The sequence below is a fragment of the Exiguobacterium sp. R-39 genome (assembly GCF_049942815.1).
In the GTDB taxonomy this organism is placed as follows: domain Bacteria; phylum Bacillota; class Bacilli; order Exiguobacteriales; family Exiguobacteriaceae; genus Exiguobacterium_A.
This window is the reverse complement of sequence record NZ_CP187965.1, coordinates 1,715,115-1,741,486: the sequence shown is the minus strand read 5'-3', so window position 1 is coordinate 1,741,486 and position 26,372 is coordinate 1,715,115. Positions and strand designations below refer to the sequence as shown.

Here is a 26,372-nt window from a genome sequence, read left to right as displayed (position 1 = left end):
ATATAAAAATCACTTGAATCGCGGGTGGGAACGTAACTTAATCTGTAAAGACAATCGCTTGGTAAGCCGTTTGAAGACGGTTAAGTGCTTCGTCCAACTGACTTCGCGGGCATCCGAAATTCAAGCGTTCAAACGTCGAAGCATTTTTTCCAAATGGTTCTCCGTGTGTCAGGGCAAGACCAGCCTGCTTGACTAACCAGTCAGCCCGCTCTTTCGAATTAAAAGGAAGAGCGGCACAGTCAATCCAAAGCAAGAAAGTGGCGTCCGGTGTAACGACGGTGAGACGAGGCATTTCTGTTTGAATTCGTTGTATGGCATGGTTACGGTTCTCTTCAAGGTAAACCAACAACTCCTGTAACCAGCGCTCGCTTTCCGGGTCCTCATAAGCAGCAATGATAGCTGTTGCCGCAAAAGCATTCGGATGCACGAAGTTCGCCTGTTGCACCTGCTCGATTTTAAGACGCAAGTCAGCGTTCGGTACAATCAGATAAGAAGCATAAAGTCCCGGGATATTGAATGTTTTAGATGGAGCACTGACCAGTATTACCTGATCGTAATCAAACGCGATAATCGGATGATGCGTTACATTCGAAAACAGCAAATCGGCATGGATTTCATCCGACAAGACGTAGACACCGTATTGTTTAGCAAGTGCGACCAATTGTTTCAATTCATCGAAGCTGAACACGCGACCGGTCGGGTTATGCGGATTACATAAAATGATCATGCGTGCTGTCTTCATCTGTTGTTCGAGCAATGTAAAGTCGATTTCATACCGGTCATTCTGTAAAGCAAGCGGATTTTCGACTAAACGTCGTCCGTTCGCTTCTATAACATGATGGAAAGGGGGATAGACAGGAGTCTGGATGATAATTTCATCATTTTCTTCCGTCAATGCTAATACACTATGTGCGAGTGCGGGAACGACGCCGCTCGAATAGAGGATCGTTGCCGGATCGACCGATTGGTCATAACGTTTGTCAAACCAATGTTGAATGGCATGTTTTGCTTTTTCTTCGAACAGAGAATAGCCGAAGTTGCCGCTTGCAGCCCGTCTTGTCAAAGCTTTCGTTATCGAGTCGGCAGGGCGGACATCCATATCTGCAACCCACATCGGAATCAGTTGATCCGATCCGAACAGTTGTTTCAAACCATCCCATTTGGCGGACCCGGTTTGTCTTTTTTCTAAAACTTCATCAAACATATGCTCATTCATTTTGTTCAGTCCTTTCGATATAAACTTAACTATATCTTCACAGTACCGAACAGGTCTCATTTCGGCAAGTTAGAAAAATAGAGGTTTTAAAAAAAGGGCGCATGGGAAAACTCAATATCGTACACAAAAAAAAGGACGGGGTGGATTTTATGTTACATTCAAAAGTGTTAGTAGGACGATCACCAGAAGAACTCGAAGAACGACTTAATCATTTCTTTGAGGAAAATGGTGTCGGTTCAAATTCAATCATCACACTTAAATTCTCGACATTCGTCGCATCGAAAGCGGATGAACATTATTCTGTGTTGATTGTCTTTGATAACTCATTAACTAAAACAGTCCTTTAATGCATCATGAAACAGTTAGGGGGAAGTAAATTTCCCTTAACTGCTTTTTTTGTATTTTCTTGAAAAAGTTGATATTCATTTAGGCTTACGTTATACTAATATTAGAAAAAACAGGCTTCCGTAGGTTAATGGCAGACCTCAGCAATGGTAATGCTGCAGTGCGAGTTCGATTCTCGCCGGAAGCATCAAAATAAACAGGTCTTCCGTCACAAGTCAATCACTTGAACGGAGGACCTGTTTTTGTTTAGAACAGGGACTGATCTTGAAGGAGACATCCATGAATCAATTAAATATTTCGATTGGTAACGAAATTAAGCGGATCCGGCAAGAACGAAATTGGACACAAGCTGAACTGTGCCAGGGAATTTGTAGTCAGGCAGAAATCAGTAAAATCGAGAATGGACGTAATTCACCGACGGTTGATTTATTACAACAACTTGCGGAACGTCTTGAAATACCTGTTTCTTTCCTACTCGAAAATCGAAAGCAGCAAGAAAGTGTAAAAAAAATAGACCATACGTTGCTACAATTAACTCGAGAAGGAAACTATGAACAAATTCTATCATATGATATTACTACTGGTGATAGATTTGATGAGACGACATTATTACTTGAATATTATCGAATCATTAGCGAGTATCGTATAAATAATTATGATTATCGGACAACATCGGTTCAACTTTATCGATTAATTGAACACAATGATATTAAATATAATTATCCGGATTTATACTTAAGAGCAAAGATGGCAATAGCTATATTGTACGCAGAAAATCAGGAATATAGACAAGCTGAAAAGTTGTACAAAGAGTTAGAAGAGACGCATTTTGAATTTAGTAATGAAAAAGTGATCGAACAGCAATTAAAAATTATATATAATCATGCAAAACTACTGTTTAAGATGGGAAACTTTGAAGAGAGTCTGACTACTGCATTAAAAGGTATTCATTCGAGTGTGCTGTTGAGTAATGCTTCTTATATCGCACATCTTTATTATCAAAAGGGAGAAGTGTTAGAAGCACTGAACGGTGATGGTGAAGAAACCTCTCAAAGTTATGTTATCGCATATGAATTATTTAAAGCATTTCACATGACTCGATATGCGAATACTGTTAAAGAAGTAAAACGAAAATTTCTTTTTACCGAATAAAATGAATATTGATTAAAAAAGGGCTGTTTATAAAATGATTCCACTTTCAAATTCGATCGGAAATCAATTAAGGCGAATTCGGCTTGAACAACAACTTACTCAAAAAGAAGTTTGTCAAAATATTTGTAGCCAAGCAGAATTAAGTAAAATTGAACAAGGAAAAGTATCCGCAACGATTGAAACAATTCAAAAAATCGCAAATCGACTAAATGTTTCAATGCTACAATTATTCGAGGAAGACGCACAAGCGGTACTGTTTCAAGAATATGATCAGGGGTGGACACAACTCTTTCGTAATCAAAAATTTGATGCTGTTATTAATTCTGTTAAAGAAACTTTATCTACTCCAATAAATATTAATGTATATCTACTTGCTAAATATTTTGAATTAATCGCATTAGAAGGTAAAAAAAGGTTGGATTATCGATCCTGTATCTCGGAATTATCATTTTTAGCAGATCAAGAAGAAGTATGGTATGAATCACCGTTAATGTATATAAGAATCAAATTAGCAATCGCAAATTACTATTATTTAAATCATCAGTTCGTACATTCTAGAAAGATTTACGAAGCATTACTAGTAATGGATTACAATACAGAAGAATTAAAAAACTTACGGATTAAGATTTTATATAACCATGCCCAACAACTGTTCTTTCAAGAAGACTACCGTGAAGGAATGAAAGTGACGGAAATAGGTATATCTGAAAGCATAGAACGAAAAAATTCTTCTTTTTTAGGACATTTTTTTTATCAACGTGCGAATTTTAAAGAAAAGCTAGAATTTGATGAGATCAAAAAAATAAAAGAAGATTATACGTTGTCATATACTTTATTCACTGCATTTAATTTAGAGCGTTACGTCGAGATTGTTGAAAAAGGAAGAAATGATTATCTGTTATTTAAGTTCTTATAAGGTTACATCAAGGGAGAAAGTTAATGAATTCACTACCTGTATCAATTGGAAATGAAATCAAACGTATTCGTAAGCAAAAGAAAATGACGCAAAAAGAGTTGTGTGAAGGTATATGTAGTCAGGCGGAAATTAGCAAAATTGAAAATGGACGCAATTCACCAACAATTGACTTGTTGCAACAAATTGCCAAACGGTTGCGTATTCCGATGTCGATGTTATTTCGTGATCAATATAAAAGTGAACAATTCCGTGAATGTGACCGACTCCTCAACAGCTTATTCCGAAGCCAACAATTTGATGAGCTAATGAATCAAATTGAACAAATAAGAAGTCAGTCAACAGTCAAGGAAATTCTACTCTTGTTGAAATATTTTGAAATCGTGTGTAATGAGCGCACTAAAAAGGTCGATTTCCGAACAAGTATCTCACAATTAGTTCGTTTAACGGATACGGCAGAAGTTTGGTTTGAATCACCTCAAATGTACCTCCGTATCAAGATGGCGATTGCAAATTTTTACTTTGAAAACAAACAGTTTGTTCATTCAGAAAACGTATATGAAGAAATATTAAATTTAAATTTTGATACGATTGAACTAAAGAAAACCAGAATTAAAATAATGTATAACCATGCCCAACAATTATCATTTCAAAAAAATTATGAAAAGGGGCTAAAAGTAGTAGCGACTGGAATTAAAGAAAGTCTTGCGTTGGACGATGCATCATTTTTAGGGCATTTTTATTTTCAACGCGGCTACTTTACCAAAAAAACCAATGGTGATATCAAAGACGTTAAGAGAGACTTTACACTTTCTTACAGCCTGTTTAAAGCCTTTGAGATGCCGAGCTATGAACAACTTGTCATTGATAGTCACGAAGAATTTTTACTCTACAAATTTTAAAATTTTCCCCCGGCCTTCTCACATGCGGAGAGGGCTTTTTTGACGAGTTCCTCCGCCCGGTCAGGATATTGCTGATGTCCTTCCAGGATAATGGTCTGGACATCTTCAATCCCGAAGAAACGAAGGATATCGAGCATGTAACGAACGGCATGTTCGGAATCAGCTTTATCCGCTGTAGAATAGTCCCCGCCGCGTGAATGCAGCAACAAAACTTGTTTGCCCGTTACTAAGCCGACAGACCCTTCTGCTGTATAACGAAACGTCTGACCTGCTTGTGCAAGATAGTCCATATAATTATGAAGCGGAGCCGGAACGGTCAGATTCCACATCGGGAAAGAAAAAACGACTTTATCCGAGTCGAGAAACCCGGTCAGATATTCTTGTAATTTGTCGAGCGGCACATGTTCATCGGTCTCGACGGATTCTCCACGAAATAGTTTGGCGGCAGCAGTGGCGAGACGTAAATCAAAAAACGGTAACCGTTCCTCGAATAAATTGAGTACGACGACTTCATCATCCGGATGATGTGTCCGGTAACTCGCGAGAAACGCTTCGTTCATGTGCGAGCTGATTCCTTTCTTTTGATGGGTACTATCATTTGCTTCAATAAATAACAAACGGCTCATGACATAACACTCCTTTCAATCTTTACTAGTCAAATACCCGATTGAAGACTTCTTTAGACGTGGGAGAATGAAAAGCAAATTGATGGAGGATTTAGGTTTTAATTCCAACTTGATAAGGAAAAGGAAAGGATGAATTGACGGAAAAGAGGGGATGATATGAAGGCGCATAACCGTCCTTCATCAGCAAATCTTCACTATCATCGCGAAGTAAACGCAAATTATCGGCTGTTCGGAATGATTATTTTTGTGCTGACTACTTGCGGTGCCGCTCTGTATGTTTTTTCAAGTAGCATCAGTCAAACTGGGTTGGAGCGGTCTGTCGGATGGCGGGCATTTCTAATTTTTATCGTGGGTGTAGTTCAATTTTTAATTGGAAAAAGTAATCTGACCGATCGATGGAAACCCCATGTGATGTCGAGCGTCTTCTTATTGATACCTTTCATCTACTATCCATACATCGACAATGGAGCACAGACGGTTTGGGCAGCCTCGTTGTTGTTTGTCTTGACGTCTCTTGTCGTGATCAATAGGACGATGTTGCTGTATGCGACGGGAATCAGTGTCCTGTCCCTGTTGTATGTCTGGTTAAAAGCACCGACAGGAATCTCGACCTTTAGTTTGACTGATCATATCGCGCGAATTGGATTGATTCTGATTGCTACACTCATCAGTCTGTTGATTCATAGACAATATGTCACGCATTTAGAAAGAAACATCGATTACCTGACACGATTAAAAGAACAAGCTTTCTTCGATCCGGTTACGGAACTGGCGAATCGGTCCTTTTTTGTCATTGAAACGGAGAAAAAAGCAGTTACAGGAGATATCATCTGTCTGATTGACTTGGATGATTTTAAGACAGTTAATGATGCATTCGGTTACCGGACGGGGGATCGGACGCTTCATGTTATCGGCAAGCGCTTGATGACCCGTTTTTCGGACTGTATCGTGGCGAAAGCGAGTGGAAGTGCTTTTTTATTACATGCAACATCTACGCCACCGCATCAACTATGTGATGAGATTTTAGCCAGTATTTCTGAACGTGTTCAGATTGATTTTAAGCAAATCAATGTAACGGCAAGCATCGGGGTTTCGTTCGTCAACGGGGAATCGATTGATCACGTCATCAATGATGCCGAGATTGCTTTGTTTACGGCAAAGTCAAATCGGAAAAATACGTTTGCGATTACGGATCAGGTAACCCAAAATGAACGCAAACGAGCAATGCAACTGACACGGGATCTGTATGATGCTGATCTTGACCGGGACTTTTTTGTGTTGTTTCAACCACAAGTCAGCGCAGCAACTCACCGCATCACGGGTGCTGAAGCACTAGTCCGGTGGAATCATCCGAAATATGGGCTGATTTCGCCACTGGAATTCATTCCGTTGGCAGAACGGACACGATTCATCGAAACACTTGGGGGATGGGTAATGCGTAAAGCCTGCCGGCAAGGACAGCAGTGGTTGGAACAAGGACGAAAACCAATAACGATTGCCGTTAATGTCTCGCCTTGGCAGTTGCGGCAAGAAGACTTTACCGAAAAGGTATTGGAGATTTTACGAACGACCGGTTTTCCGCCTTACTTATTGGAAATTGAAATGACGGAACATATTTTTATCGAAGGAACGGTACAAATCATCAAAACCTTAAATGAATTGCATCTTCACGGGATCCGGATTGCGCTTGACGATTTCGGAACGGGCTTTTCATCGATGCAGACGCTCGTCGAATTACCTTTCGATCAGTTAAAAATTCCGAAAGAGATTGTCCGGGCGGCGATTGACTCGGAAGAAAAACGAGCCATCGTCGAGACAATCATTCAGCTGGGAAGTCGATTGAAGATGACAATTGTCGCGGAAGGAATTGAAGCGATGGTAGAAGCGGAACTTTTGACAGGATTAGGGTGTCAGACGCTTCAAGGCTATTTGTTCCATAAACCATTGGAAGCGTTATCAATTGAACCATTACTCGAGTTAGAAGCCTAATACAAAAGCTCAACCATTTTCACTTTCGTCACGAGACGTCTGTAGAAAACGGTTGAGCTTTTGCACGTTATAAATAGCGGGCGAAACGCCGTTCGAGCATTTCCTGACCGGCAGCGATGACGGCACAGATTCCCCAGTAAATGAAGGCGATGACAAAATAAACTGTCATGTAGTCGAACTCCCGTCCACCGACAATCTTTGCCCGTTGAAAAATCTCCGGGACTGTAATCATGGCGGCAAGCGAAGAGGCTTTCACCAAATCAAGAAGGACATTTGACAGCGGAGGAATCGCCAGTCGAACAGCCTGAGGCAAGATGATGCCGACGAACACACGGTATCTGGAAAGTCCTAGTGATTGGGCAGCCTCCTGTTGACCACGGTCCACCGACAAAAGGGATGAACGAATGATTTCAGCCATATAGGCAGCGCTGTTCAGACTGAAGCCGGCAATGGCAGCGGTCAAGGCATCCAGTTGAATGTTGATGACCGGTAAACCAAAATAAAACATGAATAATAAGACAAGAATCGGGACACCGCGCATAAATGAAATATAGAGGGTGGCAATCGTCCGTAACAGTCGTGATGTGGATAACCGAGCCAAAGCCAGTAACAAGCCGAGACCAAGGCCGATCACCATACTGAGAATCGAAATCCAAAGAGTATGACTAAGACCACCTAAGATGTAAGGAAACGCTTCTCGTGCTAATTCTGGATTAAAGACGGACCGCCATTCAATTTCAAAGAAGCTGTTCAATTCACGTCAACGAGCGTCGTCTTGATATCAGGCATTTTCGAGACGTCTTTGTTGGCGTAAAATGTTTTCGACAGTTTAGCAAGCGTTCCATCTTTCTTCATCTTGTCGATTTCAGCATTGATGTTCGACTGTAATTCTTTGTTATCTAAATCCATGATGAGTCCGACTTGACTTGGATTGTAGGCGATATCAGGATGAATCGTAATGTCGAAATCTTTAAAGAAATCGACAGCTAAACTTTGTAAATAGTAATCGTTTAAGATGACATCTGTCCGTCCGTTGGAAACATCACGCAAATATTGATCATTCGTCGCATTATCATAGGTGACTTCTTTTGCACCGAATTTCTTAGCGACTTGCATATAGGTCGTCGTCGCTTCTCCCGCTGCTTTTTTGCCTTTTAAATCTTCCAGAGACTTGATGCCGGATAAATCACTTTTACGGACAATCGCCGTCCCGTACGTATATTTGTATGGTTTAGAGAAGGCGAACTTTCCTTTACGTTCATCGGTAATCGTAATATCATTGGCGGCTAAATCAACTTGACCAGTGTTTACACTCGTCAACATACCGTCAAAAGACATTTCTTTAAATGCCACCTTCAAATCAAGACGTTTAGCAATCTCTTTGACGACTTCGACATCAAAGCCGGTTAATTTATTGCTTTTTTCTTCATGGAATGAGGTTGGATAAAGTGTACCAGCCGTTGCAACTGTCAAGGTTCCTTCTTTTTGAATCTTATCGTATGCAGTCATTTGTTTTTCTTCCTGACCACATGCACTAAGGACCAGGGCAGTTCCTGCAATCAAGAGACCCGTCCATTTCACAGAGTTTTTCATCGTTTCAATTCTCCTTTTCCTAACAAGCACTGATAATTTATTTTCTATTTAAAAGTACCATGGAAAATGGAATTGGCGCAAAAAAGAATAGCCTCTTGAAAAATATTTTATTCAAAAAAAATATTCACCTATATGTAAGCGTTATCATCAAGAAGAGACGGTCTATCAAGGGATTTGAAGAACCGGATTTTAGAAATATACATGGTGGCGAATAAACATAAAAGAGTGTAATGTATATTTTAACAGAATATACAGAAAATTTAGAACGGTTAGGAGCGTGGTAATATGTCATTTCATCAAATGCCGCAACGGCAAGGACTATATGATCCGAGACAAGAACACGATGCGTGTGGAATCGGGGTTTATGCTCATCGGACGGGACGAGTAAGTCATGAAATCGTTCAAAACGCCTTGAAGATGTTGTGTCAGATGGAACATCGGGGGGGACAAGGTAGTGATGCCAAAACAGGCGATGGAGCCGGCGTCCTCACACAAATACCAGATCGTCTCTTCCGCCAAACGTTACGAAATATCAACTTGCCACGCAGTGGGGACTACGGGGTAATGATGATGTTTTTGCCGCGGGAAGACCGCTTGCGTCAACGGTTGGAACGTGTTTTGGAATCGATTATTTTATCAGAAGGACAAGGGTTAATTGAGTGGCGAACTGTCCCGGTTACGAACACGGTGATCGGAGATAAAGCGCGTCAAACGGAACCCGTCATCCGGCAATGCTTTATTGAAGCCAAAAACGTCGAAGGATTAGCGTTCGAGCGGACACTGTTTTTGATTCGTCGACTGTTTGAGCGAGAAGCGGAGCAACTCGGTATCGAACAATACGTCTTAAGCAGCTCCAGCGAGACGATTGTCTACAAAGGACTGGTGACGACGGATCAACTCGGTTTGTATTTTGATGATTTGCAGGATGAACGGTACCAGTCTGGTTTCGCGATCGTCCACTCGAGATTCAGTACGAACACCTTTCCGAGCTGGAAACGTGCCCATCCTAACCGTTATCTCATCCATAATGGAGAAATCAATACATTACAAGGGAATGTCCGGGCAATGCGGAGCCGTGAAAACGGATTGGCCAAGACGACGTACGGCCGTCGGGCGAAAGATGTCTTACCGATTTTGGACGAATCGGGCAGTGACTCCTCGATGCTTGATAATGCGTTCGAGTTTTTATATCTGTCTGGATTGACGCTGGCAGAAACAGCATTGATGCTCGTGCCGGAACCGTTCGAACATGCAGAGGTCCGGCCGGCAAAGCGGGCGTATTATGAATATCACAGCAGTATGATGGAACCGTGGGATGGTCCGTCAGCGATTGTCTTCACGAACGGGAAACAGATTGGGGCGACACTTGACCGGAATGGTCTGCGACCTGCTCGGTACATGATGATGCGGGACGGTCATTTCATGTTATCTTCAGAATCCGGTGTTCTGCCGGTAGCTGAACACGATATCTTATTTAAGAAACGCCTTGTTCCGGGAGAACTGTTATTGCTTGATTTTGCGTCCGGCCAATTGATTTCAGATGAAGAGGTCAAGCGTGAACTCGCGATGCGCCATCCCTATGCCGAGTGGTTGGCGGAAGAGATGATAAAATTACCGGCAGACGTGAAAACGGAAGAGATCTCGAATCTCGGAACGTTACAACGGTTGTTTGGTTACACACGGGAAGACATCGATCAGTATTTGATTCCGCTGGTGGAAGAGAAAAAAGATCCGTTAGGTGCGATGGGGACGGATATCCCGCTTGCTGTGCTGAGTGAACGGCCGCAATCCTTGTTCCGGTATTTTAAACAGCTATTCGCGCAGGTGACGAATCCGCCGATCGATGCGTTGCGGGAACAAATCGTTACGTCGACGATGACCTGGCTCGGTCAGCAAGGGGAACTGTTGACGCCGAACCGGCAGAATTGCCGTCGGATTCGTCTCACATCCCCGGTTCTCACGCCATCGGAAGCTGCGGCCTTAAAGCAGACGAAACTCGTTCACAAGACGCTTTCGACCGTATTTGACGGTCCGCTTGAGGAAACACTCGAAGCGTTACTCGAGCAAGCTGTCCATGCCGTCCGAGGGGGCTGTGAACTGTTGATTCTTTCCGACCGGAATGTCCGGACGGGTGCTGTCCCGATGCCGATCCTGCTTGTCACAAGTGCTGTCCATCATCATTTGATACGGGAAGGTCTGCGGACGAAAGTCAGTTTAATCATCGAAGGTGGTGAAATCCGGGAAGTCCATCATTTTGCCGCCTTGCTCGGATACGGAGCCGATGCCATTCATCCTTACCTTGTCTATGCGACGTTACAGGATGCCGTTGTCGAAACGATGCCTGACTATGCGGAGCGATACCGGTCCGCAGTGACAGAGGGTGTGGTCAAAGTCATGTCGAAGATGGGCATTTCGACGGTCTTCAGTTACCGGGGGGCTCAAATTTTTGAGGCTGTCGGGATTGCCGAAGAGGTCATCGACCGTTACTTCACAGGAACTGTCTCGCAACTCGACGGTTTGAACTTGTCACTGATTGAACAGGAAGCTCTTCGTCAACATGAAGAAGGAATCAGACGGACACACCTTGAGTCAGGCAGTGTCTTCCGCTATCGGCACGACGGAGAACATCATGCGTTCAACCCGGCAACGATTCATTTACTGCAACATGCTTGCCGAACCGGTCGGTATGACTTGTTCAAAACCTATTCTTCCCGGATCCAGGAAGAACCGGCGACGTTTTTGCGTCACCTCATGTCTTTCCGGGAAACGACTCCGATTCCGCTTGAAGAAGTTGAACCGGTCAGCGAAATCGTCAAGTATTTCAAGACGGGAGCCATGTCTTACGGTTCGCTGTCCAAAGAGGCACACGAGACGTTAGCGATTGCGATGAACCGGCTCGGCGGGAAAAGTAACAGCGGTGAAGGCGGTGAGGAAGAGGAACGGTATCATTTGGATGAAAACGGTGATTCCCGGATGAGCCGGATCAAACAGATTGCATCTGGTCGATTCGGTGTCACGAGCAATTACCTCGTCCATGCCGACGAACTGCAAATCAAGGTCGCACAAGGAGCAAAGCCGGGAGAAGGCGGGCAGCTGCCGGGAGAAAAAGTTTACCCGTGGATTGCCCGTGTCCGGGCCTCGACACCCGGTGTCGGATTGATTTCACCTCCACCCCACCATGATATTTATTCGATTGAAGATTTGGCGCAGTTGATTCACGACTTGAAACGAGCGAATGATCAGGCGCGGATCAGTGTTAAGCTAGTCGCCAAAGGCGGTGTCGGAACGATTGCTGCCGGCGTCGCCAAAGGATTGGCCGATGTCATTGTCATCAGCGGTCATGACGGAGGGACCGGTGCTTCACCGAAGACCAGCATTCAACATACGGGATTACCGTGGGAACTGGGCTTGGCCGAAACCCATCAGACACTTGCATTAAACGGATTACGGGACCGGGTCGTTTTGGAAACGGATGGAAAGTTATTGACGGGACGCGATGTCATCATGGCTGCGATGCTCGGAGCCAATGAATACGGGTTTGCAACGGCACCGTTAATTGCCGTCGGCTGTATCATGATGCGGGCCTGCCACCTCGATACGTGTCCGGTTGGTGTCGCGACACAAGATCCGAAATTACGTGAGAAATTTACAGGATCGGCGGATCATGTCGTCCATTTCATGGAATTTGTCGCCGAAGAAGTCCGTGAATATTTAGCACAACTCGGTGTGAGACGTTTAGCCGATTTAGTCGGTCGGACCGATCTGTTAGAAACGTCCAACCGGATGAAGACGCACTGGAAAGCTTCCAGTCTCGATTTATCCCGACTGTTCGTCATGCCGGGTTATTCGGCAGAAAACCGGCAGTATCAACAGCATTACGTCTCGGCTTCCTTTGACGGACGGGAACTGGAGACTGTCATCACGGATGAATCCTTTACGGAACAACAAACCTTTGCCTTCCCGATCACCAATATAGACCGGGCAATCGGAACGAATACCGGATCACGTTTGACACGGCTCTACGGCGCAATGGGGCTTCCGACGGATCGGTTAACGCTGAATCTGACAGGTTCAGCCGGTCAAAGTCTTGGGGCGTATATTCCACGCGGCATGACATTGAATGTGTCAGGAGATGCCAACGACTATGTCGGCAAGGGATTATCAGGGGGGGTCATCGCCGTTCGTCCACAGGCAAAATCGAGTTTTGTCTCTTCTGATCAGGTCATCATCGGAAATGTCGCACTGTACGGAGCGACAAGCGGCGAACTTTACGTCAACGGTCAAGCGGGGGAACGATTTGCTGTCCGGAACAGCGGAGCAACCGCGGTCGTTGAAGGGATCGGAAATCATGGTCTCGAATATATGACGGGCGGAAGTGTCGTCATCCTGGGTGATGTCGGACTAAACTTCGCGGCCGGAATGTCGGGTGGCGTCGCGTACGTCTTGCCAAAAGATGTTACACGTTTTGAGGCCCGGATCAATCGGGAACTCGTCGTAACGGGAGCTGTTTCTGACCTGGAAGAAGCAACACGCTTAAAATCGTTTATCGAGCGGCATGTTGCGCGGACGAACAGTGAACAAGGTCATGCCATCCTGGCAAACTGGGATCATGTCCTCAGCTCATTCATCCGTGTCATCCCGACGACCTACCAAGCTGTGACGACTCTGATGGCAGGCTACGCGCAACAGGGACACAATACAGAAGAAGCGATGTTGCTGGCATTTGAGACGCATATCGGACGCGGAACAGGAGGGGAAAAATGAAGAGACGGGATCAATTTATGAACGTTCCTCGCCAGGCAGGCAAGGAACGTGACAGCAGGGAAAGAGTTGGCGATTTTAATGAGTACAAAGAACGTTTTTCTGAATCGGAAGCGTCGGAGCAGGCCAGCCGTTGCATGGATTGCGGGACACCGTTTTGCCATGTCGGTGAGACGTATGGACAAGTCAAAATCGGGTGTCCGGTCTACAATTTGATTCCGGAATGGAACGTGCTGGTCGAACAGGGAAATTTCCACGAAGCCCTGCAGCGGCTCCAAGAGACAAATAACTTCCCGGAATTCACAGGCCGTGTCTGTCCCGCGCCGTGTGAAGGATCGTGCACCCTCTCGATCAACGAACCTGCTGTCACGATCAAACAGATCGAACGGACCATCATCGATATCGGTTTTGAAAAAGGATGGGTCCAACCGCGTATTCCGTCGGTCAGAAGTCAACACCGGATTGCAATCGTCGGTTCAGGGCCGGCCGGCTTAGCGGCAGCCGATCAATTGAACCAAGCAGGGCATCAAGTGACGGTGTTTGAACGGGAAGACCAAATTGGTGGATTATTGACATACGGGATTCCGGCGATGAAACTTTCGAAAGACATCGTTGCCCGTCGTGTCCGCTTGCTTGAGACGGAAGGTATCACGTTCAAAACCGGTGTCACGATCGGTCTTGATCTATCACTGGATCAACTGGAAGCCGATTACGATGCCGTCATCCTTTGTGTCGGCGCAACTGAACCAAGAAAAATACCGGACGCTCCGAGTAGTGGCGTCGGATACGCGATGGAATATTTGACAAGCGTGACGCGGCAACTTTTGACAGGACAAGCGTTAATCGACCTGCATGATACACGGGGGAAAGATGTCCTCGTCATCGGAGGCGGTGACACGGGAGCAGACTGTGTAGCGACGGCACTGCGGCAAGGATGCCGCTCCGTCGTCCAGTTCGGGAAACACGAGATGCCGGGTTCGGAACGCACACCGGACAACATGTGGCCGGATACACCGAACCTGTACAGCCTCGATTATGGTTATGAGGAAGCCCTCGTTCAATTTGGTCGTGATCCACGAGAATACTTGATTGCGATTGAGCGTTACACGACGGATGAAGCCGGACGATTAACCGGCGTCTGGACGATTCATAATGAAAAAATCCGCCATGGCGATGGACGGGTTGAGTTTCAGAAGCTTCTGGGCACCGAAAAATATTATCCGGTCGATACGATGTTGATTGCAATCGGGTTCAGCGGTGTCGAGCAGGATGTTCTACGTCATCTACCGGTTGAGACACAAAACGGGAAGATTAAAACGCGGTCGTACGCGACCGGCCGACCGGGTGTCTTTGCCGCCGGCGATGCCCGGCGCGGTCAGTCATTGATTGTTTGGGCGATCCGGGAAGGACGGGAAGTTGCTGAAAAAGTTGAGCAACACCTCCTGAGCTTGCACCAGCAAACCGGTTGATCAGTAGTGAAATCAAAAAACGTTCGAGACTCCTCAGGCAGGAGATTCGAACGTTTTTTGGTTTGTCATGAATGTTGGACAATGTTAAAAAAAGAAAATTGATAATCCGGTTTATCTTGTACCCTTTTCGAAGCGCTTTCAGATAGGATGAAAGAGAAGGAGTGATCAGGATGGCCATTACTATTATCTTTGTCTGCGACTCGGGACTGGTCAGCAGTGTCATGGGAGCCAAAGTGTTGCGGAATCGATTACAAAAAGAGCATCTTCACGTAACAGTCGAGACATTCCGGGCGAAAGAAATCCCGACAGAGACCACGTTTCTAATCGGTCCCCGGAAAATCGTATCCGATTTACCGGTCGATTCCACGTGCAAGGTATTTGCCGTCGATCATCTGTTGGCAGCGGCGTCCTATGATGATTTAATTGAGACCATTAGAAACGAGTTGATGCAACGTGATTGATTTTACGGCCCGCGAGCGGGAAATCCTATTTTATTTACTGACGAAATCAGAACCGGTTCAGATTCAGGAAATCGCAGAAGCACTCGAAACTTCGGAGCGGACGATTCAACGGGAACGCGAGCGGCTTGGACAAACGGTAGCGCCGTTTCAGTTAGAAATGAGTTACATCCGGGGAAGGGGCTTACAGTTGAGTGGCGATGAGGGACACAAACGGGAACTCCGTGAAGCATTGTTGTTATCGCATCGGCAGTTACCATCGGCGGAAGATCGGCAAGTCGAGCTTGCGTATCGGCTCTTACAAGAAGAAGGAATGATCAAACTGCAGGCTTTGGCACATGCCATGTACATCGCGCCAAGTACGATCAGTCAAGATTTAGAACAGGTTGATGAATGGTTTTGTCATTATGCGCTGGAGTTAAAACGTAAAAAAGGATTAGGGGCGGAAGTCATCGGTGAAGAAATCGACAAACGCCGCTTGCTGGTATCCTTGATTTTCACCCAATGGGATGTCTTGTCCTTTTACCGATTTCTTCAGGGGCACGTCGATCAACTGCCTCATTTACTTCAAATCCACCAGAGGGAGTGGATTGAAGCAATTAACCAATCGTATGCCGTCATCGTTCCTTTGACGAAACAACAGGATATCAGTGACCGTCTCCTGATGCGGGCGGCACTGAGTTTAGCGGTACAAGCAATCCGGATGGACCGGTTCCCGATGGTCTACGAACTGAAAGCGTATCCGCTCGAAGTGCTGCATCACGTCGATACGCTGCAGCAACGGTTGCCGTATCCTTTATCGATTGCCGAGCGGCAATGGATTTCTGAGGAATTACGGAATTTCCAACAAGATCAGCTGGAGACCGGTGAAGAATTGGTCATTCGACTGCGTGTTAAACGACTCATCGAACAAGTCTCCTTATTGTACGGGGAAGCTTTTATGGAAGACCGGGCACTCGAACACGGTTTAGTCAGCCACATCATGTCATACACGAAACAAAACATCGTCAATCCGTCCTATGTCATCAAACAAATTGAACGGGAGTATCCGCGTCTGTTTGATGCCGTCAAACAAGCAGCTGAATTCGTCTTCAACGATCAAACGTTTGCAGATTATGATTTGGCATTTTGGGTGATGCACTTTGGTGCCGTTTTGAGTAAACCATTGCCGAAAATCCCGTACCGTGTCCTGGTCGTCTGTTCGGCGGGACTGGGATCATCCAAATTATTGATGAACCGGTTGCGACAGGAATTTACGGAATTGGAGCAGGTTGAAAGTTCGTCGCTCTTTGGCATCGGACGTCTACAGTTGAAGGATTATGACTTTGTGTTATCGACGGTGCCGTTACCGGATATCAGTCAACCTCATCTGCTCGTCAACCCGTTATTGCCCAAAGAAGAGGTTGAACGAATCCGGAAGTTGCTCGTTTCCTTACCTAAATCCTTCCAAGCCGCTCCTCGACAGGAATCAGCCGGCTGGCTGGATTTATCCAGATTGGAAGAATTGGTTAAGACGGCCCGTCAATTAAGTGACGCCTTTTCCATCGAAACGATTTCCGCACAAACGGAAGGATTGGAAGAAATCCTTCTTGAAATCAGCAACGGACTGGTCGATAAAAATGTCACTTCATCGGCCGTTCAGTTGTCAACGCAGTTGTTACGCCGGCACGAGATGTCCGGACTCGGGATTCCTGGTACACGTCTGGCATTGTTTCACGGTCGCGACGATTCGATTCACCGGGGGGGATTTTTCATCTATGAGCTCGAACAACCGATTGAGCTGCTCGGGATGGATCAAGCGATTCAACCGGTCGAACGGATTTTAGTTCTGGCTGCACCGGAAGAAGCGACGGATCAACTGTTGCAACTGCTCAGTTCGATTAGTGGTGCCATCATCGAAAATGATGTGCAAACCCACCAGTTTGAATACGGAGATGTCCATCAGCTTCGGCAGATCTTGAACCGGACGTTCCGAAAAGTCATTGAACGGGAACTGCAGACGGTCGAGCAACCGCTTGATTTTTCATTGTGACGGCAAATCAGGAGAACCATTCGTTGATGCGGATGGTTCTTTTAGTCTTGTCCAAGAAGGTTGCCAAAACGTGAACTAGGAAAGATTGAGTAAGCGTTTCCAGAGCGCATACAATAAGGGCATAGCAAAGCACTTATCATACGATGCAAATGAAATGGAGGTACACCAATGACAACAACACAAGCAGGAAAACGCGGATTGCGTGTCCAGGTTCAACGGTTCGGAAGTTTCCTCAGCGGAATGGTCATGCCGAACATCGGTGCGTTCATCGCCTGGGGGATCATTACAGCGTTATTCATTCCGACCGGATGGGCACCGAATAAAAGTCTGGCAGAATTAGTCGGTCCGACGATCACGTATCTGTTACCGCTACTGATTGGTTTTACCGGCGGGAAGCTCATGCATGATGTCCGGGGAGGAGTCGTCGGAGCACTGGCGACGATGGGGGTTATCGTCGGAACAGACATTCCGATGTTCCTCGGCGCAATGGTCATGGGACCACTCGGGGGATTCACCATCAAGAAATTTGATCAATTGATTGAAGGAAAAGTCAAACCGGGTCTTGAGATGCTCGTCAACAACTTCTCAGTCGGAATTATCGGCGGTTTGCTGATGATCGGTGGATTTAAACTGTTTGGTCCATTAATGACAGGACTGGATGACATCATGGCAGCGGCAGTCGGAGCAATTGTTAGTGCACACCTGTTACCGCTCGCCAGTCTGTTCATCGAACCGGCTAAAATTTTGTTCCTCAACAATGCGATTAACCACGGGATTTTAAGTCCACTCGGCTTGGATCAAGTCAGTGAAGCCGGAAAATCAGTTCTGTTTTTACTTGAAGCGAATCCGGGTCCCGGTCTCGGTTTGTTACTCGCATATTCAATCTTCGGTTCCGGCGCAGCGAAAAAGACGGCTCCAGGGGCGGCCTTCATCCAATTTATCGGCGGGATTCATGAAATATACTTCCCGTATGTGTTGATGAAACCCGTTCTCTTGCTCGCGATGATTGCCGGAGGAATGAGCGGTATCCTGACATTCGTCTTATTTGATGTCGGTCTTGTCGCACCCGCTTCACCCGGAAGTATCATTGCTGTCCTTGCGATGGCGTCCCGCGGTTCATACGTTGGCCTTGTTGCCGGTATCTTGATTTCCGCATCGGTAACGTTCGTCGTCTCGGCGGTCTTACTCAAAACGAGTAAAGCAAAAGAAACATCACTTGAAGAAGCGACGGCCAATGTCAGCGCGATGAAAGGCAAAAATTCGATCGCTTCATCGCTCGTCTCGGCTGAATCGGCAACTTCGTTAGCAGAAGTCGAACATATCATTTTTGCCTGCGATGCCGGAATGGGGTCAAGTGCGATGGGAGCATCCGTCTTACGTAACAAAATCAATAAAGCCGGATTGCCGATTAAAGTGACGAACACGTCAATCAGTCAACTCCCGAAAGACGCAGAGTTCATCATTACGCACCAGGATTTGACGCAACGGGCGAAGGAACAAGTACCGCAAGCCGAACACCGGTCCGTCGAAAACTTCTTGAATGCCGGATACTATGATCAACTGGTTCATGAAATTGAAACAGCACGAAATAAAATTTCTTAAAAAATAGACAGGAGTGAATGCATGATGGCAACAGCGATGAAATTAGAAAAAGAGATGGTGTTACTGAATCAACACTTTAGTTCAGACGAGGAAGCGATTGAAGCAGCAGGAGAATTACTTGTTAATCACGGGTATGTCCGTCCGAACTATATCGAATCGATGAAAACCCGTCACCGCTTATCGACGGTCTATATCGGAAACCACGTCGCGATTCCCCATGGTACGGAAGAGTCGAAAGGCGAAGTCCTGAAAACGGGATTATCGATTCTGCAAGTTCCGAACGGTGTCCCGTTCGGAGCGGAACAGGCGAAGCTGATTATCGGTATTGCGGGAATCGGCGACGAACACTTGGAACTGCTGTCGCATATTGCCATCATCTGTTCAGACGAAGAGAATGTCGAACGGTTGGTTAAGGCGCAAACGGCGGAAGACATCATTCAATTGTTAACTGTGGAGGTGTAAGGCATGAAAGCCGTTCATTTTGGAGCAGGAAACATCGGTCGGGGATTCATCGGCTTACAATTGGTTAAATCCGGTTATGACGTCTGTTTCATTGACGTCAACGCCGAAGTCGTCGAAGCATTGAAGTCGCGCCGGGCATATACGGTTGGCTATGCGGCAGAAGAAGCGGCGGCAGAGGAGGTATCCAACGTGACTGCCTTGAATAGTCAAACCGAAGCCGAGCAGGTGATGGAAGCAATCGCCACAGCCGATGTTGTGACGACGGCAGTCGGTCCAACGTTGCTCGCAAGAATCGCGCCGTTACTGGCAGAGGGAATCAAACGGCGGACGACAATGAAAAACGTATATGTCATCGCGTGTGAAAACATGATTGAGGGATCCAGTCACTTGCAGCAAGAAGTGATGCAACATCTGGATACGATGCCGCCGGGCGTCTTTTTCCCAAATGCCGCCGTCGACCGGATCGTTCCATTACAACATCATGAAGATCCGTTATATGTCGAAGTCGAACCGTTTTTCGAATGGGTCATTGAGACGAAAGACTTACCGGACGGGTATCCGACGTTTGAAGGGGTAACGTACGTCACGGACATTACACCATTCATCGAACGAAAGTTATTCACCGTTAACACCGGACACGCGATTGCCTCATACCTCGGTGCGTTATTTGGAAAAGAGACGATTGCTGAAAGTCTGCAGGACGTCCGTGTCCGACGCGGTGTCCAGACCGCTTTGTATGAGACCGGTTGGCTGTTGCTTGAAAAATACGGCTTTGATCCAAAAGATCACAGTGCGTACATCCAGAAAAATATTAAACGATTTGAAAATCCGCGGATTCATGATGAAATCGTCCGCGTCGCTCGTTCGCCGATTCGTAAACTCGGACCACGCGACCGCCTGGTCAAACCGGCCCGGGAATTAATGGATCGCGGAATCGAAGCGAATGGATTAGCCTTAGGGATTGCAGCCGCCTTAACCTATTCCGATCCAAATGATTCAGAATCTTCTGAATTAAACACGTTCATCGAAGAACATGGGATTCGCCAGACGGTCACGACCTATCTTGGTCTGGAAGCTGAAGAACGTCTCAGTCAATTGATTGTCAGTCAATACGAACAGATGCATCCGATGAGTGATTCGATTGCGTGATAGAGCTTACTTTCAACCAGTCTCGTTTTTGCGGAGACTGGTTTTTTTATATAAAGACATGAAAATTGTAGCCAAACACTGTAAACATCGAGATGCTGTTGAAATTTCCAAATCTCTAACATAAATCAATAGTCTTGTGTATAACAGATTTAGAATATTCGTTATCGAATATTTTTTGTGGTTATTGCGATGTACGCTATAGAAACGGAACTATTCTCCGATCCGATTCTTAGTTAAGAGAAGGTGGCATTATGCAAAATTATAAAGTGAACGTATATATGGTAAAAGGCGCACGATTAAAAACCAATCATTCTTTGACAGCCAAACACTTGATTTATACAAGTCAATTTTCATCGCATACACCGGTTGAACTGCTTCATCAACTGCTGTTAAATCGTCTGACACTCGATCAGGAACAGAACCAGCACTTGATGTATACACTCGAAGTCAATACCGTCGTCGACCAATACGTGATCGATGTCCGTCTTTTTTCTGAAGTAGACGTGTCGGAAACGATGGAACGTGGACTGATTGAACTGATTGAACGAGAAGAAGTGAGACATATTCAAGCGCTTGAAATCGGAAAACCGGACTATGCCGAATTTGCTCATTTGGTTTTGCATGTTAAACCGGGAGCACTCCGTGTCGATCAAGAGAAAATGCAGCGTGTCTTCGACGGATCTGGTGTCAACGGTCAAATCATTTTACAAAAAGAGCGGATCGACAGCCGGGAACCGTGTCACTCGATTCAATTGTTAATCGGCGGGATGGAAAAAAGTTTATACAGTTTATCGCATTATCAACTAGATCCGCTGTTCCGGAAATACGGCTTAGTCATCCAGTCCTTAAATCTGTTACCATTTGATCTGTTTTTGATTCGTGATAAAGTGGCGATGTTATCGTCTGCTGACGCCACGCGGCTATGGATTGATGACATTACGACTTCCAAAAACGGCAGAAGCCATCAAATCTGCTTTAAGGACGGTCAAGAATTCATGACGGTCATCTGTGATTTACACGGTTCGATCCGCTCGTATAAATGTTCTTGAGAGGGTCTTTGACGTTTAACATGGTTTCATTTCGGTTAAATCCTTTAGAGAAGAAGCTGAAGCTAAAGAATTGGAGATGAAGGATATGTTATCAGAAAAGCAAATCGAGACATTCAAAACACGTTTGTTAAAGGAAAAAGATAAAACGGAGACCAATATCGAAAATCGTGAAGTCGATTACGATACCGGGGAACTGTCGAGCTACGATAACCATCCGGGCGATTCAGGAGACGAACTCTTTTTACGGGAACGGGATCAAGCGATGACGGACATGCAGGAAGAGATGTTATCGGACGTCGATCTAGCGTTGAAAGCGATTGAAGATGGCACGTACGGCGTCTGTAAAGTCTGTGGAAAAGACATCGAAATCGAACGTCTTGATATCATTCCGGAAACGTTGTTATGTATTGAAGACGCTAAAAAAGAAGAAGAAAAAGTCGGGAACGATCCGGCATCCCGTCCGAGTGAAGAAGCGGTTCTTGATCCGTCCGTCACGGCAACCGGAAAAGATATCGACGGGGCAACCGACGGATTCAGTAAGGTCGGTGAGTTCGGTAACTCAGACACACCTTCTGACAAAGAGGATGGTATTGACCCGACACGCTAAATTAAACGAGCAACACGTCCACCCGTTTTAGGAGGACGTGTTTTTTTATAAAAATTTCTGGATAAAAAATATCGGAAAATTTTGACTTTTATCAAACATTTGGTACGATAGAAACGAGAAGACATTTCGATAGGGGTAAAATGAAAGCGCATACATGAGATACCTTCTCGTCGTTTGACCATTTTATTTGAGGGAGGAACAATCAGATGATTTATGAGATTCCAAACACGCAAGGGTCGAAGGTACAGTACAAGGATCGTTATGAAAATTTCATTAATGGCAAGTGGATGGCACCGGTCGGTGGAGAATATTTTGATAACGTGACGCCGATTACCGGGAAAGTGTTATGTCAAGTAGCCCGTTCAGGGAAAGAAGATGTCGAGCTGGCACTTGATGCAGCACATGCGGCAAAAGATGCCTGGGGCAAGACGTCAGTCGCAGAACGGTCAAACATTTTAAATAAAATTGCGAATCGGATGGAAGAAAATCTTGAGATGCTCGCCTATGCGGAAACGCTTGAAAACGGAAAAGCTGTACGCGAGACACTGAATGCCGACCTTCCGCTCGCCATCGATCATTTCCGGTACTTTGCAGGGGTCATCCGGGCGCAAGAAGGTTCAATCGGGGAACTCGACAACGATACGGTCGCCTATCATTTCCATGAGCCGCTTGGAGTCGTCGGTCAAATCATTCCGTGGAACTTCCCGATTTTAATGGCTGTCTGGAAACTGGCACCGGCACTCGCGGCAGGAAACTGTGTCGTCTTGAAACCGGCGGAACAAACGCCGGCAAGTATTCTGTTACTGACGGAACTGATTGAAGATTTATTACCTCCGGGTGTCTTGAATATCGTCAACGGTTTTGGGCTTGAAGCCGGAAAACCGCTCGCGTCGAGCAAACGGATCGCAAAAATTGCTTTCACGGGTGAAACGACGACAGGACGGCTCATCATGCAGTATGCTTCGCAAAACATCATTCCGGTCACACTCGAGCTCGGTGGGAAATCACCAAACATTTTCTTTGCCGACATCATGGATGCCGATGATGCCTTCTTCGATAAAGCGATTGAAGGATTATTGATGTTTGCCTTGAACCAAGGCGAAGTCTGTACATGTCCATCGCGTGCCTTGATTGAAGAATCGATCTACGAACCATTCATGGAGCGTGTACTGGAGCGGGTCAAAGCAATCAAACTCGGCAATCCGCTTGATGCTGACGTCATGATGGGTGCCCAGGCGTCGAGTGAACAAATGGAAAAAATCCTCTCGTATCTTGAAATCGGAAAATCGGAAGGGGCCGAATGCCTGATTGGCGGCGAACGGAACCATCTTGACGGCGACTTGGCGGATGGTTATTACATTCAGCCGACAATTTTCAAAGGACATAACAAAATGCGGATTTTCCAAGAAGAGATTTTTGGTCCTGTCCTATCGGTCACAACGTTTAAAACAGAAGAAGAAGCGTTGCAAATCGCCAATGACACACTGTACGGTTTAGGTGCAGGCGTCTGGACACGCGATATGAACCGCGCATACCGCTTTGGACGGGCGATCGAAGCTGGACGGGTCTGGACAAACTGTTACCACCAGTACCCGGCACACGCCGCGTTCGGTGGCTATAAAATGTCAGGAATCGGTCGTGAAAACCATAAAATGATGCTCAACCATTACCAACGGACAAAAAACCTTCTCGTCAGTTACAGCCCGGATAAACTTGGTTTCTTCTAATCGAAGAAAGGATGTGGCGACATGGTCGAACGTGTACTTGCGACCGATGCCGGCTTGGAATTGATTGAACGGCTGAAAGCGAAACACGGACCGTTGATGTTTCACCAATCGGGTGGCTGTTGCGACGGCAGTTCCCCGATGTGTTTTGCGGAAGGCGATTTATTTTTAGGGGATCAGGATTTATTGATCGGCACAATCGGTGGTTGTCCGTTTTATATTCATGAGGATCAGTATGAATATTGGAAACATACACAATTGATCATTGATGTCGTCAATGGTCGAGGCGGAATGTTTTCTTTGGAAGGTGTCGAGGGCAAACGATTTTTGACACGTTCTCGCGCTTTTACGACTGAAGAATATGCAGAACTCACGGCATCTACCAAATCGTAATTCGATAAAAAACACCTCGCTCGAATCTTTAAGGAATGATCCTTAAAGATTCGAGACGAAGGTGTTTTTTTGGGCGTAAAAACCTGAATGAGAGGTCACGTTTTATTTATAGGCGGCGTCACGTTATAATTAAAAGATATTTTACAAAAAGAGGAGGGCGAAACATGGCAACATTTCAAGAATTGACGTCAATTGAAGACGTAAGGGACTTTTATCTTCAAGAATCGGCAAGTTTCATTTATATTTCCAGTCCGGGCTGTGGCGTTTGTGCCTCGTTGTTTCCACAAATCGAACCGATTTTGGCAAATCATCCCGAATTTCGGTCTGGACATGTTGACTTGGTTACCGTCCCGGAAATTGTCGGAGAATTTTCGGTGTTTACCGCGCCTTCTTTGTTGTTTTTTGTTCAAGGAAAAGAACTTCACCGGGAAGCACGAATCGTTCCAATCGAACCGTTTATCCGGAAAGTCGAACAACTCAGCCGATTGGTGGCTTCGATGAACTGAAAAATCCAACATCGTCAGGAGGAAACAATCATGCGCTATCCCTTTTTAGGCTGGACCGGCCAAACAATCGGTGTGACAGCCCCGTCTTCCGGAGTGCCGGAAAACTTACATTCAATGCTCGAGGAAGCAACGTTGCGTCTCCAGGATCGGCAAATGGCAGTCACAATCGGACAAACGGTTTGGACGCAACATCAGGCGGAAAGCGCTCCGGCTCAAACACGAGCGGATGAACTGAATGAGATGCTGAAAAATCCGGAAATCGATGCAATCCTTCCACCTTTTGGAGGAGAACGGGCGATTGATGTATTACCGTTTTTGGATTTCGAACGAATCCCGGTAAAATGGTTGCTTGGGTACTCGGATATCAGTACGCTCCTGTTTGCCATCACAGTCAAGACAGGCATCGCGACAGCACATGGACCGAATTTTGTAGACATGCGCAGCGAAGAATGGGATGAAACGACGACAGCCTGGCGGCGAGTGCTGGCGACGCCTGCCGGAGGGACCGTCACTCAGTGGACGTCTGATCTGTATCAAACCAAATGGAACCATTCAGAACGACCAGAACGTTATATGTATCATCTTGATGCAACGACAGAGTGGAAAACGCTGGATCCGATACAAAAACAGGTATCCGGGCGGTTGCTTGGCGGGTGTCTTGAGACGATTCGTCATCTCATCGGAACGCCGTATGGAGACGTAGCAGCATTTCAGGAAAACCAGATTAACGAAGAACCGATTCTTTGGTATTTCGAAGTGTCGGAAGCGAGCGCTACTGACGTTCACCGTTCACTGATGCAGATGTATCTCGCGGGTTGGTTCGAGCGGACATCTGGAATCGTGTTCGGACGAACGGCAGGTGGTCGGACGATCGAAGATTATACGATCCTAGATGTCTATGAAACGTTTAAAAGACTGTTGAATATCCCGGTGTTTTACGATCTCGACATCGGACATCAACCGCCGCAAATGACACTCGTCAACGGAGCATCGGCAACCATCACGATTCAAGGAAAAGATTCTAGATTAGACATGACGTTTCAGTGATCTAGAAGAGGAGGATAGATATGGCGAGTCGGAAGTTTCAATCGTTAGCAGCGTATAAACGGATACACATCAATCCGGAAACACGTCGGATGACCTTACCTGAACCATTTTATGATGCGTTACAGTTAAAAGATGAACTGATGTTGGCGCAGGTCGGTCAAGTGTTGATTATCCGCAATCCACAGGAAATCGTCACGACGGAAACAGATTTGCTGTCGGACATCGTCGACGAAGGTTTCACAGGACAAGAATTAGTTCAGGAATTTGCTTACCGAAAGGCACAACACGAACATCGTCTGCGGCAACAAATTTTACAAGAAGAAGATGCCGAGTCTTCGGCACAATTACAAATTGATTTATAAGAGCAGATGAGGAGT

Annotated in this window: 23 protein-coding genes and 1 tRNA gene; 20 read left to right on the top strand and 4 right to left on the bottom strand. The window is 45.8% G+C overall.

The genetic code is table 11. The features are described from left to right. Positions 1 to 37 precede the first annotated feature (37 nt). Positions 38 to 1,216: a PatB family C-S lyase gene (locus ACP26N_RS09240; RefSeq protein ID WP_131503630.1), complete on the bottom strand. Its 1,179-nt coding sequence runs from the start codon at positions 1,214 to 1,216 to the stop codon at positions 38 to 40. A gap of 149 nt (positions 1,217 to 1,365) precedes the next feature. Between ACP26N_RS09240 and ACP26N_RS09235 the strand changes: the two genes are divergently transcribed. The 5 genes from ACP26N_RS09235 to ACP26N_RS09215 all read left to right on the top strand — a co-directional run bounded on the left by ACP26N_RS09235 (position 1,366) and on the right by ACP26N_RS09215 (position 4,528). Beyond that, a complete protein-coding gene (locus tag ACP26N_RS09235; protein ID WP_014970552.1) occupies positions 1,366 to 1,563 on the top strand; it encodes a hypothetical protein in 198 nt (65 codons plus the stop codon). 114 nt (positions 1,564 to 1,677) lie between these two features. Next, positions 1,678 to 1,748 (top strand) — tRNA-Thr (locus ACP26N_RS09230). 92 nt (positions 1,749 to 1,840) lie between these two features. Beyond that, positions 1,841 to 2,713, top strand: a complete 873-nt coding sequence (locus ACP26N_RS09225) for a helix-turn-helix domain-containing protein (RefSeq protein ID WP_426353618.1) — start codon at positions 1,841 to 1,843, stop codon at positions 2,711 to 2,713. A gap of 34 nt (positions 2,714 to 2,747) precedes the next feature. After that, positions 2,748 to 3,629: a helix-turn-helix domain-containing protein gene (locus ACP26N_RS09220; RefSeq protein WP_114595616.1), complete on the top strand. Its 882-nt coding sequence runs from the start codon at positions 2,748 to 2,750 to the stop codon at positions 3,627 to 3,629. A gap of 23 nt (positions 3,630 to 3,652) precedes the next feature. Next, on the top strand, positions 3,653 to 4,528 hold the full coding sequence (locus ACP26N_RS09215; protein ID WP_131503632.1) for a helix-turn-helix domain-containing protein: 876 nt from the start codon (positions 3,653 to 3,655) through the stop codon (positions 4,526 to 4,528). On the opposite strand, the gene ACP26N_RS09210 is transcribed toward ACP26N_RS09215, so the two are convergent. Continuing rightward, positions 4,525 to 5,154 carry an FMN-dependent NADH-azoreductase gene (locus tag ACP26N_RS09210; protein WP_426353616.1) on the bottom strand — a complete coding sequence of 210 codons (630 nt, stop codon included), beginning with the start codon at positions 5,152 to 5,154 and terminating at the stop codon, positions 4,525 to 4,527. The genes ACP26N_RS09215 and ACP26N_RS09210 overlap by 4 nt on opposite strands. Before the next feature lie 156 nt (positions 5,155 to 5,310). Between ACP26N_RS09210 and ACP26N_RS09205 the strand changes: the two genes are divergently transcribed. Further along, positions 5,311 to 7,143: a putative bifunctional diguanylate cyclase/phosphodiesterase gene (locus tag ACP26N_RS09205; protein WP_131972563.1), complete on the top strand. Its 1,833-nt coding sequence runs from the start codon at positions 5,311 to 5,313 to the stop codon at positions 7,141 to 7,143. 67 nt (positions 7,144 to 7,210) lie between these two features. On the opposite strand, the gene ACP26N_RS09200 is transcribed toward ACP26N_RS09205, so the two are convergent. Both ACP26N_RS09200 and ACP26N_RS09195 read right to left on the bottom strand, forming a co-directional pair. Then, the gene (locus tag ACP26N_RS09200) at positions 7,211 to 7,897 is read right to left on the bottom strand and encodes an amino acid ABC transporter permease (protein WP_131503635.1); all 687 of its coding nucleotides are present in this window, start codon (positions 7,895 to 7,897) and stop codon (positions 7,211 to 7,213) included. After that, the gene (locus ACP26N_RS09195; protein WP_114596547.1) at positions 7,894 to 8,736 is read right to left on the bottom strand and encodes a transporter substrate-binding domain-containing protein; all 843 of its coding nucleotides are present in this window, start codon (positions 8,734 to 8,736) and stop codon (positions 7,894 to 7,896) included. The genes ACP26N_RS09200 and ACP26N_RS09195 overlap by 4 nt, the downstream gene beginning before the upstream one ends. A 285-nt stretch (positions 8,737 to 9,021) precedes the next feature. Between ACP26N_RS09195 and gltB the strand changes: the two genes are divergently transcribed. The 14 genes from gltB to ACP26N_RS09125 all read left to right on the top strand — a co-directional run bounded on the left by gltB (position 9,022) and on the right by ACP26N_RS09125 (position 26,357). Beyond that, positions 9,022 to 13,500 (top strand): glutamate synthase large subunit, encoded by a 4,479-nt coding sequence (gltB, locus tag ACP26N_RS09190; RefSeq protein WP_426353613.1) that lies wholly within the window; start codon positions 9,022 to 9,024, stop codon positions 13,498 to 13,500. Further along, positions 13,497 to 14,966: a glutamate synthase small subunit gene (locus ACP26N_RS09185; RefSeq protein ID WP_131503637.1), complete on the top strand. Its 1,470-nt coding sequence runs from the start codon at positions 13,497 to 13,499 to the stop codon at positions 14,964 to 14,966. Before gltB ends, ACP26N_RS09185 begins: the two co-directional genes overlap by 4 nt. Positions 14,967 to 15,136: 170 nt before the next feature. Further along, complete coding sequence (locus tag ACP26N_RS09180; RefSeq protein WP_426353611.1) at positions 15,137 to 15,427, top strand: hypothetical protein; 291 nt, start codon at positions 15,137 to 15,139, stop codon at positions 15,425 to 15,427. Next, a complete protein-coding gene (locus ACP26N_RS09175) occupies positions 15,420 to 17,456 on the top strand; it encodes a BglG family transcription antiterminator (protein WP_426353610.1) in 2,037 nt (678 codons plus the stop codon). Before ACP26N_RS09180 ends, ACP26N_RS09175 begins: the two co-directional genes overlap by 8 nt. Positions 17,457 to 17,624: 168 nt before the next feature. Next, the gene (locus ACP26N_RS09170; protein WP_131972568.1) at positions 17,625 to 19,058 is read left to right on the top strand and encodes a PTS mannitol transporter subunit IICB; all 1,434 of its coding nucleotides are present in this window, start codon (positions 17,625 to 17,627) and stop codon (positions 19,056 to 19,058) included. Between the two features lie 24 nt (positions 19,059 to 19,082). Further along, the gene (locus tag ACP26N_RS09165; RefSeq protein WP_255508447.1) at positions 19,083 to 19,520 is read left to right on the top strand and encodes a PTS sugar transporter subunit IIA; all 438 of its coding nucleotides are present in this window, start codon (positions 19,083 to 19,085) and stop codon (positions 19,518 to 19,520) included. A 3-nt stretch (positions 19,521 to 19,523) separates the two neighbouring features. Next, complete coding sequence (locus ACP26N_RS09160) at positions 19,524 to 20,669, top strand: mannitol-1-phosphate 5-dehydrogenase (protein ID WP_188004461.1); 1,146 nt, start codon at positions 19,524 to 19,526, stop codon at positions 20,667 to 20,669. Between the two features lie 251 nt (positions 20,670 to 20,920). After that, positions 20,921 to 21,718 (top strand): hypothetical protein, encoded by a 798-nt coding sequence (locus ACP26N_RS09155; RefSeq protein ID WP_426353607.1) that lies wholly within the window; start codon positions 20,921 to 20,923, stop codon positions 21,716 to 21,718. A gap of 85 nt (positions 21,719 to 21,803) precedes the next feature. Next, positions 21,804 to 22,325 carry a TraR/DksA C4-type zinc finger protein gene (locus ACP26N_RS09150; protein ID WP_131972571.1) on the top strand — a complete coding sequence of 174 codons (522 nt, stop codon included), beginning with the start codon at positions 21,804 to 21,806 and terminating at the stop codon, positions 22,323 to 22,325. Positions 22,326 to 22,531: 206 nt separating this feature from the next. Then, entirely contained in the window at positions 22,532 to 24,052 is a 1,521-nt protein-coding gene (gene adh, locus ACP26N_RS09145; RefSeq protein WP_426353606.1) for an aldehyde dehydrogenase, read from the top strand. Between the two features lie 21 nt (positions 24,053 to 24,073). After that, the gene (locus tag ACP26N_RS09140) at positions 24,074 to 24,442 is read left to right on the top strand and encodes a DUF779 domain-containing protein (protein ID WP_131972573.1); all 369 of its coding nucleotides are present in this window, start codon (positions 24,074 to 24,076) and stop codon (positions 24,440 to 24,442) included. A 164-nt stretch (positions 24,443 to 24,606) separates the two neighbouring features. Continuing rightward, a complete protein-coding gene (locus ACP26N_RS09135) occupies positions 24,607 to 24,948 on the top strand; it encodes a thioredoxin family protein (protein ID WP_131972574.1) in 342 nt (113 codons plus the stop codon). 30 nt (positions 24,949 to 24,978) lie between these two features. Continuing rightward, a complete protein-coding gene (locus ACP26N_RS09130) occupies positions 24,979 to 25,995 on the top strand; it encodes a S66 family peptidase (RefSeq protein WP_426353604.1) in 1,017 nt (338 codons plus the stop codon). A gap of 20 nt (positions 25,996 to 26,015) precedes the next feature. Beyond that, entirely contained in the window at positions 26,016 to 26,357 is a 342-nt protein-coding gene (locus ACP26N_RS09125) for a hypothetical protein (protein ID WP_131503646.1), read from the top strand. Positions 26,358 to 26,372: the final 15 nt, after the last annotated feature.